The sequence below is a fragment of the Halomonas flagellata genome (assembly GCF_022487945.1).
In the GTDB taxonomy this organism is placed as follows: Bacteria; Pseudomonadota; Gammaproteobacteria; order Pseudomonadales; family Halomonadaceae; genus Halomonas; species Halomonas flagellata.
Genome location: NZ_JAKVPY010000160.1, coordinates 1 through 509 on the forward strand (window position 1 = coordinate 1; position 509 = coordinate 509).

The 509-nt window shown below is 63.5% G+C and carries 1 protein-coding gene; it reads right to left on the reverse strand.

Annotation, left to right across the window (positions count from 1 at the left end; translation table 11 throughout):
* Positions 1-509, reverse strand: a 509-nt coding sequence (locus MKP05_RS21675; protein ID WP_276316715.1) for a GntT/GntP/DsdX family permease, incomplete at both ends; no start/stop codon positions are given.

Below are 509 nucleotides of genomic sequence, written 5' to 3' on the forward strand. Positions count from 1 at the left end.
GCTGGCACTGGTTTAAACGGCAGGCGGTTGCCGAGCAGCCTGAGGAACAGCGGGCCGCCGACCAGCGAGGCGATCAGACCGACCAGCAGGCCATAGACGATAACCGTCCCGATATCAGCCCCCAGTTTATTCGCCACGAACAGCGCGGCCGGATGCGGCGGTACCACGCAGTGCACCACCATCAGCGCGGAACACAGCGGAATAGCCAGCTTCAGCAGCGAAGTATTGGTTTTTTTGGCGATGGAGAATGCCAGCGGGATCAGCAGCACCACCCCGCCTTCGACAAACAGGGTAATGCCGCAGACCAGGCCGACCAGCACCATAATCACGTCCGCCGACAGCCAGCGGCAGCGCTGGAGCGTCAGGCCGATGCGCTCCGCCGCGCCGGAGACCTCCATCATCTTGCCGAGAATGGTGCCGAGACCGATCACCGCCGCCAGGAAGCCCAGCGTACCGCCGATCCCGCTCTCAATGGCGTTGACCATCTCCAGCGGGCCCATTCCCATCAT